The organism is Treponema sp. (assembly GCF_045657965.1).
In the GTDB taxonomy this organism is placed as follows: Bacteria; Spirochaetota; Spirochaetia; order Treponematales; family Treponemataceae; genus Treponema_D.
Genome location: NZ_JAZOUG010000289.1, coordinates 1 through 10,320 on the forward strand (window position 1 = coordinate 1; position 10,320 = coordinate 10,320).

The 10,320-nt window shown below is 35.5% G+C and carries 10 protein-coding genes; 9 read left to right on the forward strand and 1 reads right to left on the reverse strand.

Annotation, left to right across the window (positions count from 1 at the left end; genetic code table 11):
* Window positions 1-626 (reverse strand): CapA family protein (locus tag ACKI5B_RS10945; protein ID WP_407428677.1); only part of this gene is annotated, 626 nt, incomplete at its 3' end.
* Window positions 627-672: 46 nt separating this feature from the next.
* Between ACKI5B_RS10945 and ACKI5B_RS10950 the strand changes: the two genes are divergently transcribed.
* Genes ACKI5B_RS10950 through ACKI5B_RS10990 form a run of 9 tightly spaced genes read left to right on the forward strand, consistent with a single transcriptional unit; the run spans window position 673 to window position 10,185 of the window.
* Window positions 673-1,452, forward strand: a complete 780-nt coding sequence (locus ACKI5B_RS10950) for an ABC transporter permease (protein WP_407428679.1) — start codon at window positions 673-675, stop codon at window positions 1,450-1,452.
* 15 nt (window positions 1,453-1,467) lie between these two features.
* Window positions 1,468-2,130 carry an ATP-binding cassette domain-containing protein gene (locus tag ACKI5B_RS10955; RefSeq protein WP_407428681.1) on the forward strand — a complete coding sequence of 221 codons (663 nt, stop codon included), beginning with the start codon at window positions 1,468-1,470 and terminating at the stop codon, window positions 2,128-2,130.
* Between the two features lie 13 nt (window positions 2,131-2,143).
* Window positions 2,144-3,073: an MlaD family protein gene (locus ACKI5B_RS10960; protein WP_407428683.1), complete on the forward strand. Its 930-nt coding sequence runs from the start codon at window positions 2,144-2,146 to the stop codon at window positions 3,071-3,073.
* A 2-nt stretch (window positions 3,074-3,075) separates the two neighbouring features.
* On the forward strand, window positions 3,076-3,990 hold the full coding sequence (locus tag ACKI5B_RS10965) for a hypothetical protein (RefSeq protein ID WP_407428685.1): 915 nt from the start codon (window positions 3,076-3,078) through the stop codon (window positions 3,988-3,990).
* Window positions 3,991-4,031: 41 nt separating this feature from the next.
* A complete protein-coding gene (locus ACKI5B_RS10970) occupies window positions 4,032-4,997 on the forward strand; it encodes a PhoH family protein (RefSeq protein WP_407428687.1) in 966 nt (321 codons plus the stop codon).
* Window positions 4,990-6,717 carry an HD family phosphohydrolase gene (locus tag ACKI5B_RS10975; RefSeq protein WP_407428689.1) on the forward strand — a complete coding sequence of 576 codons (1,728 nt, stop codon included), beginning with the start codon at window positions 4,990-4,992 and terminating at the stop codon, window positions 6,715-6,717. The genes ACKI5B_RS10970 and ACKI5B_RS10975 overlap by 8 nt, the downstream gene beginning before the upstream one ends.
* A complete protein-coding gene (gene ybeY, locus ACKI5B_RS10980) occupies window positions 6,717-7,199 on the forward strand; it encodes an rRNA maturation RNase YbeY (protein ID WP_407428691.1) in 483 nt (160 codons plus the stop codon). Before ACKI5B_RS10975 ends, ybeY begins: the two co-directional genes overlap by 1 nt.
* Before the next feature lie 10 nt (window positions 7,200-7,209).
* Window positions 7,210-8,034 (forward strand): hemolysin family protein, encoded by an 825-nt coding sequence (locus ACKI5B_RS10985; protein ID WP_407428695.1) that lies wholly within the window; start codon window positions 7,210-7,212, stop codon window positions 8,032-8,034.
* A 6-nt stretch (window positions 8,035-8,040) separates the two neighbouring features.
* The gene (locus ACKI5B_RS10990) at window positions 8,041-10,185 is read left to right on the forward strand and encodes a tetratricopeptide repeat protein (RefSeq protein WP_407428693.1); all 2,145 of its coding nucleotides are present in this window, start codon (window positions 8,041-8,043) and stop codon (window positions 10,183-10,185) included.
* The last annotated feature ends 135 nt before the right edge of the window (window positions 10,186-10,320 follow it).

The following is a 10,320-nucleotide window of genomic DNA, read 5'->3' on the forward strand; positions in this document are numbered from 1 at the left end:
TCTTCTATAAGTTGTTCACGTTTTTTTCCGGTTGAAGGATAGAAGTCTATGTATGAAGCAAAGTCGTTTCTGTTTAGTATTTCTGTAACTGCGACAAAGAGCACTTTCCAGCCGTTTTTTTCGATGATTTTATATGTGAGAGGTTCCCCTGATTTTTCTTTAAGGCCACATGCCCAGATTCCTTTACGGCTGTCGAAATACTTTTTTGTAGCTTTGATACCTTCAAGGTACTGGTCGTTTGTGTGATTGTTTGCCAGTGAAAAAACATTGAAACCGGCATTAACAGCTGCTTCTATATATTCTGAATGCATGTTGAACTGCGGATATGTGCTCCACGGAAGGGAATCTGCAACTGGTGCTTCAATATTTGCAAAAGAAAGGTCTGCAGAAGAGATTAAGGGTTTTACATCACGCCAGATTCTTTTAAAATCTGTATTTGTATAATTTGGTTTATGAGCCATAACATCGCCTGCAAATAGAAGAGTCAGAGGCGAAACAGAAGAATTTTTAGAACTCTTCTGGAAAATTTCGTTTTTTTCAAGTTTATTTGTTGAATTACAGGAAGAAAAATTTAAAATCAGACAGAATAACAGTGAAATTGAGAATAAAGTTCTCTTTAAGCTCATATAAATAATTCTATCAAAAAAAAATGATTCATGCTATAATTTTCTTATGTTTCAAAAAGTCGGTAAAAGAGTTATTTCATCTTTTTCTGCTGTTCCTTATACATTAGGCTACATCGGAAGAATTTTTAAATCTTCTTTTAGTTTTATAAAAAAAATGAAGGCTGCGCGTAAAATCATAGTCATGCAGCTGCTTTTTACATTTATTGAAGCTCTTTCCATTATTGTTGTTCTTTCTGCAGCTTTAGGTTCTGCTTTATACATAATAGGTTATTCTTTTTTGCTTTCTGTCGGACAAACTTCTTTAATTTACAACTTAATTACAGTGATTGTCATGCAGGAACTTGGGCCTGTTCTGGTTGCTTTTGTTGTTACTGCCCGTTCTGCAACAGCTATTGCAACAGAACTTGCCGGAATGGTTACTTCCCATCAGATTGAAAGCCTTGTTTCTTATGGAATAGATCCAATAAATTATCTTGTAGTTCCAAGGTTTATAGGCGTAACCCTTTCTGTCTTTTTCCTGAATCTCTATTTTGCTTTTTGCGGAATGCTTGGACCTGCATTTATAGCTCAGTTTGTAAGTCCTGTTGCAGCTTCCGGATATGTATCAAATTTATTACAGACAGTTTCAGTCATGACAATCGTAATTTCAGTTATAAAAAGTTTAGTTTTCGGAATGATTATTTCAATTACGGCAACTTATTATGGATTTAACGTTGAGCGTGCTTCTACTGAAATACCAATTGCCGGAATTCAGGCAGTAACAAAATCTTTTTTAGGAATTATTTTAGCTGATGTTGTGATTGTAATTCTTTCCCTTATGCTTTGATTCTGGAGATTAACAATGGCACTCTTTGATGTTGAAAATGTAGCTTTTAATTCACGTACCAGTCAGATAATAAAAGGAATCAGTTTAACAATCGAAAAAGGCTCGGTTACTGCTTTGACAGGAAAATCCGGCTGTGGAAAATCCACCCTTTTAAAGCTTATTGCCGGTATTTTAGTTCCGTCTTCAGGCAGGGTTTTATTCAATGGTAATGATATTCAGACTATGAATAATGCAAGAAATATGAATTTCAGACGGCGCTGTGCTTTTGTTTTTCAGGATTCAGCCCTGCTGGCAAATCAAAATATCCTTCAGAATTTAAATCTTCCCTTGCAGACACATCATCCTGAATTATCGGAAAAAAAACGCATTGAACAGATTCAGGAGGTCTGCGAAATTGTAAAATATGACAGGTCTCTGAATCTTCGCCCGACAGATTTATCAATGGGAGAACAAAAGAAAATTGCATTTGCACGTGCATTGATTAATAAACCGGAGGTGCTGTTTTTAGATGAGTGTACAGAATCTTTAGACAGGAAAGGTGTTGCAGTAATTATGGAATTATTGCAGAAGTTTATTTCTGATGGAAATACTGTTATTTATGTCAGTCATAATTCATATTTTATAACAGCTCTTTCAGGTCATATTTATGTTATTGAAGAAGGTTTGTTAACTGAATAAAATAGAGTAAAAAATGAAATTTAAAATTCGTTATGCAGATCAAATCGTAGGATTCTTCTCACTGCTTGCAATTGCAGCCCTTATACTTTTTATATTTTTTATGGGAGCAAGTAAAAACTGGTTTGTTAAAAAAAATCTTTATTATACATATTTTACATCCGGTTCAGGTTTTTCCGTTGGTATGGATGTTTCTTATAAAGGCTTTTCAATCGGAAAAATTAAAAGTGTTAAGCTTGAAGGCTCAAGTGTCAGAGTTGAATATTATGTGCTTGCTGAATATGCAGATTATGTTAAAGAAAATTCTCTGGTTGAGTTAATAACCAGTCCGATTGGCCTTGGTTCTTCTTTTGTTTTTCATCCGGGAAAAGGTCCTGAGCTTTTGCCGGCTGATTCTGAAATTTACCGTATAGATTCTCTTTCAGCCCGTGAAATAATTGAATCTAAAAAAATCCGTCTGGAAAGTCAGGAAGATTCAATCGGTGTTCTTATGAAAAAAGTATCTGTCATTATGGACAATGTTAATATACTTCTCCATAACATAAATTTTGCACTTGAGGGAAAAGGTAATACACCTGTTAAGCAGGTTGTTTCAAATATAAACGAAATTACTAAAAATCTTTCAACCTTAACAAATCAGTTAAATTCTGAAAATGGTGCTGTTCCTGCTCTGCTTGGCCCATCTTTGTCTTCTGAACTGAATACAGTCCTTGAAAATATTTCGCTTATCACAACAGCTCTTTCTTCAATTGCTGCAAATGCAGACAATCTGATCGGAAATGTTTCACCGGAAATTGATTCTGCTTTAATACAGTTAAATTCAGTACTTCTGGAAGCGCAGGATGTTCTGACAGGTATCAAGAATAATCCTCTTATCCGTGGTGGGGTACCGGACAGAACAACCGGTAAGCCTTCTACAACCCAGTTGAGGAGTGAGGATTTCTAAAAATGAAACATAATATTTTTCTTTCTTTAATTATTGCCGGCCTGTTTTTTTCATGCTCTTCTTCGCCTGAAAGAGTTATGCTTGTTTCAGACGGCAGTAATGTTGCTTATTCGCAGCTTGAAGAAGCAAATAACAGCATAATCGAAGGAAAATATGCCCGCACTTATGATTTATTGAATTCTGCTTATAATATATCCCTTTCAGTTGATAATACTGATTTGCTGTGTAAGATTTTTTTAAGCGGGATTGTCTTTAAAATTGCTGTTCCGGATTTTTATGCCGATGAAGATTCATTTTTGAAAAGTGAAAAAGAAATTCTTCTTCAGAATGCCCGTAAACTTGCAGGCCGTTCTCAGGATAAAAAAGTTTTAATAAATTTGTGTTCTGTATATGAAGTCCGGATTCAGCTTGAAAATGAACTTAAACTTAACGGTAAAAAACTATCATCAGAAAAAGCCGGAAGTTTTCTTTCTGTTCTGGATAATGCCCAGTCTTATATTTCAAAAGACCCTTATTATTACGCCTATAGTTTCAGAACAAAAGGTGATGTCTGTCTGGCTGTTCAGGATTATTCCGGGGCACAGAAAAATTTTGAGGCAGCCGCAAAAATTCATACAAAAGAACGATATTTAGTTGAAATCGGTCTGGACTGGTATTGTGCTGCCCGTTCTTATTCTCTTGCAGGAAAAAAATCAGAAGCACTTTCTGCAATTCAAAATGCTTTAAAATACGATAAAGATGCAGAAAATACGCCGGCAATTGCTTCTGATTATTCAGCGTATTCAAAAATCTTGTTAAAGGGAAGTCCAGACGAAGAAGAAATAAAACTTTCAGAAGAACTTGCTTTATGGTCAGAAAAGATTTTGAAAGCAATGGCAAAAATTGAAAATAAAGCTGAAACTAAAACCGGAGAATAAGTTTGTTGCACGATTTCTGTTTTGATATTACAATTAAACAAGTGAATTCTGAATATACAATTGTGCTTTCAGACGGCGAACTTCTTTCCCGGGTATGCGGCACAAACGACAGCAACTTAAAACTCATTGAAAAGCATATCGGTACTCCGGTCTTTACACGTGGAAATGAAATTTCCATTGAAGAAGAAGATCCTCGCATTCAGCAGGAATTTAAATTTATTATCGACAGAATTATTGATGAAATTTCAGAATCCGGCGAGTCATCATCTGATTTGATTCATTCAATTTTAAATACTGGTTTTGTTGACGGTAATACAGATTTATCTTTTAATGCTGGAAAATATGCAGTTTCTATACCCGGCAGTACGCGTAAAGTATATCCCAAGACAAAAAATCAGCTTAATCTTATAAAAGCATTCAGAAAAAATAATCTGGTATTTGCAGAAGGCCCTGCAGGAAGCGGTAAAACTTTTCTGGCTGTTGCAGAAGCACTTTCTCTTGTTCTTTCTAAAAAAGTTAATTCAATTGTTCTTACGCGTCCGATTGTAGAAGCCGGTGAAAGTCTGGGGTTTTTACCGGGTGATTTAGAAGATAAAATAAATCCTTATCTGCGTCCATTGTATGACTCCATGAATGCCTGTCTTCCGCGGGAAATAGTGCATAAACTTACAGAAAATGGTATAATTGAAGTTGCGCCTCTTGCTTATATGAGGGGACGTACTTTAAATAACTGTGCTGTCATTCTGGATGAAGCACAAAATACAACCTGTGAACAAATGAAGATGTTTCTTACCCGAATGGGAGAAAATTCAAAAGTCTTCATCACTGGTGATGTTACGCAGATTGATTTACCAAAACGGCAGAAGTCCGGACTGGTTCATGCCATGCATATTCTTTCTGAAATACCGGAAATAAGCATGGTTCATCTGGAAGCAGGCGATGTAGTTCGTTCAGCTCTGGTTAAAAAAATCGTTCAGGCGTATTCAAATGAGGTAAACGATGAGTAAAGAAAAAAATAACGAAAAAAGTGCTGTTTCTGAATTATTTAATCTGGTCAGTTCTTTTATATCAAAAAACTGGCATTATATTCTTGCCTTTTTTCTTACTTTTGCAGTTGTAACGGCAATCTTGTGGTATGATGCAAACACTTCAGAAACAATGGCTTCGTTTGCAATCGATGAATATGAAGTAGGACAGGTTGCAGATAAAACAATTTATGCGACAAAATCCTTAAATGAAGATGCCTTGTATCCGGTTGCTATTGAAAAAGGTGAAAAAATCATTCGTAAAGGCTTTCCTATTACTGAAGAAGAGTATTTCAAACTTCAAAAAATGGCTGACTCCCCGGTTTATGTAAATTACCGGGCTTTCTGCGATAAAATTCTTTACATAATTTTAGTATCTGTTCTCTGGATTGTGCTTTTTAATCCGGTTCTGTTAAAACGAAAAGCAGAAGTTAAAGAAGTTATCTTAGAATGTGTGCTTTTTGTAATCGTATTTTTTGCTTCTTCGTTTGGAATGAAAAATGCAATTTTCCAGAACGCTTTTACACTGCCTGTTATGATTCCGTCTGTTTTTTCTGCTTTTCTTGTTGCAATTCTTTTTGGTCAGACGTCTGCAATATTCTTTTCAGCATTACTTTCTTTAGGAGTGCTTGGAGCTTCTTCTTTTCAGATTGTTCCGGCTTTGTTTACTCTTGCAGTCTGTGTTTCATCTTCAAGAATCGTTATGAAAATCGAACGCAGAATTGATATGGTTTTTGCTTCGTTAATGCAGGCCGTCCTGAATGTTGTTTTCATTGTTTTCTTCAAGGTAATGTTCAATTCTGATTTTAATGATGCAGTCTTTGTTTTCCCTGGCGTTGCTTTGAACGGATTTTTATCAGGAATTCTTGTTCTGGGATTTTTAACACCGCTTGAATCAATCATGAATACTGCGTCTGTTTTCCGTCTTATGGATTTAAGCGATCAGAATGCTCCGGTTTTACGCAAACTTCTTCTGACAGCCAGCGGTACTCATCAGCATTGTATGATGGTTGCTCAGCTTGCAGAAAACGCCTGTAAAGAAATCGGAGCAAATGCTCTTTTAGCACGTGTCGGTGCTTACTATCATGATATCGGTAAAATGGAACATCCTGAATATTTTACGGAAAACAATATTGATACAGAAAATAAGCATACTGATTTGAATCCGTCCCTTTCTGTTTCGGTAATAAAAAGTCATATAAAACTTGGTGTTGAAAAGGCTCATCAGCTCAGACTTCCAAAAAGTATTATCGATATCATTGCAGAGCATCATGGTAATTCTGTTATTACATATTTTTATAACAAAGCTAAAGAAAAAGATGAAAATGTAATTCCTGAAGATTATGCTTATCCTGGTAATCCGCCTTCTTCAAAAGAAAGTGCAGTGGTCATGCTCGCTGATGTTTGTGAAGCCGCCTGCAAATCTCTGGAAAAACCTACAGCACAGCGCCTTGAAAAATTTATTCAGGAACTTATTAACAGTAAAATTGAAAGCGGTCAGCTTGATAATTCTGCACTTACATTTGGAGAACTCACAAAAATTCGTGATATATTTGTCCGCATTCTGGCTGCTTATTATCATGGCCGCATTAAATATCAGAATCAGAAAGATCCTGATGCACAGGACGGTACAGAAACTGAAAAATCTTTCAGCTCAGAAAAAGATAAAACAAAATTATCTGATAATCCGGAGAAAAACTAATGGCAAATCGAATTTTAATTTCAGCACAGGAAGATTTGGCTCTTCCTTCATGGTTTGATGAAGCAAAAATTGAAGGTTATGTTCAGGCTGTTCTTAATAAATTGAATCTCGATGGAGAAGAAATTTCAATTCTTTTCTGTAATGATTCATATATTCAGGAATTAAATAAAAATTACCGTGATATTGATTCTGCGACAGATATTCTTTCATTTGAAAATGGTGAAAAATATACTGATGAAGAAGGTGATTGGCTTCAGGCAGGTGATATTGCTGTCTCACTTGACACCCTGCCTAAAAATGCAGAATATTTTAAGGTGAGTGAAAACGAAGAATTGAAACGTCTGTTGATTCATGGAGTACTTCATTTGAATGGCTATGATCATGGAGAAGAACACATTGAATCTGGTGTTACTCCAACTGATGAAATGCTTGTTCTTCAGGAAAAAACACTTAAAGAATTTGAAGAGATAAATTTAATATAAAAAAGGAAAAATTATGGGACTATTTAAGTTTGGTAAGAAAAAAGACGAGGACTATCACTCCAGTAACGCCGCCAGGGCAGAAAAATCTTCTGAACTGGATCGGGCACAAGAAGAAATTCTCATTGAAGAGAAAAATGACATGATTAAGGGTATCGAGGATCTTTCAGAAACGACTGTTAAAGAAGTTATGATTCCTCGAATTGATGTTGATTTTATTTCAATCGATACAAGCGAAGAAGAACTGCTCGAAAAAATTGCTGCAAGCGGACATTCCCGTTTTCCAGTCTACAGCGAATCAATTGATAATGTAACTGGAATCCTTTATGTAAAGGATATTCTTAAAGTTTTCAGTAAAAAAGAAAAAGTTGACCTGCAGAAAATTACAAAAAAAGCATATTTTGTTCCTGAATCAAAAAAAATAGATTCTCTTTTACGGGAATTTAAACGACGACATCAGCATATTGCGATTGCAATCGATGAATATGGCGGCATTTCAGGTATTGTCTGTATGGAAGATATTATCGAAGAAATTGTAGGTGATATTCAGGACGAATTTGACAATGAAAAAGAAGATATAGTTTCAATTGGTGAAAATGTATGGCTTTGTGATGCACGGGTAGATCTGGATGATTTAAATGAAGCTCTTGAATCTCATTTTCCAACTGAAGATTTTGATACACTCGGCGGATTTGTGCTTGATTTATTCGGACGGATTCCTGTTAAATACGAGAAAATCGAATATGAGAATTATGATTTTATTGTACAGGATATGGAAGGTCACAGGGTAAATCTTATAAAACTAATAAAAAAGCCTGCTGAAAGTGCCGATAATTGAAAGGATATGAAATCGATTTCAAAGTTTTTTGCTGTTATTGCAGTTTTTCTTATTGGAAGCTCAGCTTTTTCTCAGAATGCCGGTGCACTGCGTCTTTTTGAAAATGGTGTTCAAAAACAGTCGGTTGAAGATTATTATGGTGCGAGTGAAGATTTTCAGCAGGCTTTGCAGGTAAATCCTTCATATGGAGAAGCGTGGTTCCATCTTTCCGAAGTTACTTATGCAATCGGCGATTATTCTCTTGCTCTTACTTATCTTGAAGAAGCTGAAAAATACGCAAAAAATCGTACCGATATTCAAAATCTTAAAGGCCTGATTTTAATTGCGCTTGGACGCCTGGATGATTCCCGTTCTGTATTTACTGATATCCTGAAGAAATATCCGAATGATGTTAATGCCCGTTTTGGTCTTGCTGAACTTGATTTGTTTACAGGCAGTTTTATTGGTGCTAAAAATCAGTATGAAGATGCACTTAAGCGTCAGGGAAATAACCGTAAAGCTCTTTTGTCACTTGCCTTAATAAGTGAAGAACTTGGAAATCATGATAATGCCTCAAAATATATTGAACAGGCTTTACGTTATCATTCAGGTGAGGCAGAAGTTCATTACTTAGCTGCATATCTTGAAGCAAAGCAGCAGAAGTTTGCTAATGCAGAAAAAAAAGCAAGAGCTGCTGTTCAGATAAATCCGGATTATATTAAGGCTTATGTTCTTCTTTCTTCAATTCTTTATTCTCAAAAAAAATATGATGATGTAATTGATTTATGTGATTATTTAATTTCTAAAAATCGTGAAACATCCGAGGCCTGGTATTTAAAAGGTCTTGCCCAAAATAAAAAAGGTGAATGGAAAAACGCAATTGAAACATGGACTAATGCTCTTGCAGTTAATCCTTATGATGAGGTAATGAGAGCTGCGGCAGAAATCCTTGTCACTAAAAATCTTCCGATTGAAGATTCTGGCAGGGCTCTTTTTGCAAATTATCATTTTCAGAAAGCAAGGGAATTTTCAAAATCTTTTTTTGGGGAAGAAGCCCGTTATGAATACCAGCGGGGACTTAAAATTAATCCTTATGATGATAAAGCCAGAGCGGAATTTGCTGAAAATCTGGGAAGAACAGGCTTAAATGAAAATTATCTGAATCAGCTTAAATTCATAAAACAAAATGAAGAAAAATCTGAAACAAAAAATGCAGGAAATTCTTCTGATAGCAAAAAAACATTGACCAGAGAGCAGAAAATTGTAAATGACACTATTGAAGCTTATGAGTCATTGATGAAATATTCGCTTGCTGCTAAGTGGAATGTTGATCCTTTTTATCTTGATAAAACAAGATGGCATGTAGGTCTTTATTACACAAAATCACCTGTACAGCTTCTTCATTGCGATGCAGAAGAAATAACAGCAAATATGTGTGCAGATTCTTTTTCAGGTATTGCTTCAACAGCTGTTGAACTTCAAAATAAGACTGTTTCAGGATATGGAGAAGCTTACCGGCTTGCACGCAAAAATAATCTTGATTATTTTGTACTTCTTTATCTGGATGAAAGTGAACGTGAAATTACTTTAAGTGCAACGGTTTATTCAGCAAGAACTGGTACTGAAACTGCAAAATTTTCATCTTTCAGAACGGGAAATGATAAATTTTCATCAATTGTTCGTGCATTCCGCCGTGAACTTCTGGATATACTTCCTGTGAGAGGAAAAATTATTCAGAGAAGTGTAAATCAAATTTTAGTTGATTTGGGAAGCGTTGAAGGAATGAAAAAGGATGTTGTCCTTGACGTGATTAAAGCCGGCAAAATTGTAACTAACGATAAAGGTCTTGGCGTTACGTATGAAGAAAAAAATCTTCTTGGTACCATAAAAATCACTCGTGCAGGTGAAGAAATTTCAGAGGGAACCTTAGAACAGAATGGATTTTATGACCGTGTAAATGTAGGTGATGAAGTCCTTGTAAAATTCAGGCCTGATGAAAAATCGGCGGAAGACAGCCAGATTTCATCAACTGCACCTGCTGCCGGCGAAAATGGAAGCAGAATCTTACCTGAAGATGAAAATGCAAAAAAACAAAAGAAACTTGATGCACGCGAAATGGGGCTGATAAAAACTCCAGCAATAATTCAACTGATTCGAGGACTTAAAAATTAATTTACTGGAATCTGATAAAAATCAAGAGTAGAATCTATCCATTTTTTTGACAGTTCTGGAAAAAAATCTTCTACAAACAAAAAAAGTTCCAGTGCTTTGCGATAATTTTTGCAATAGTACTGGGATTCTGCAAGG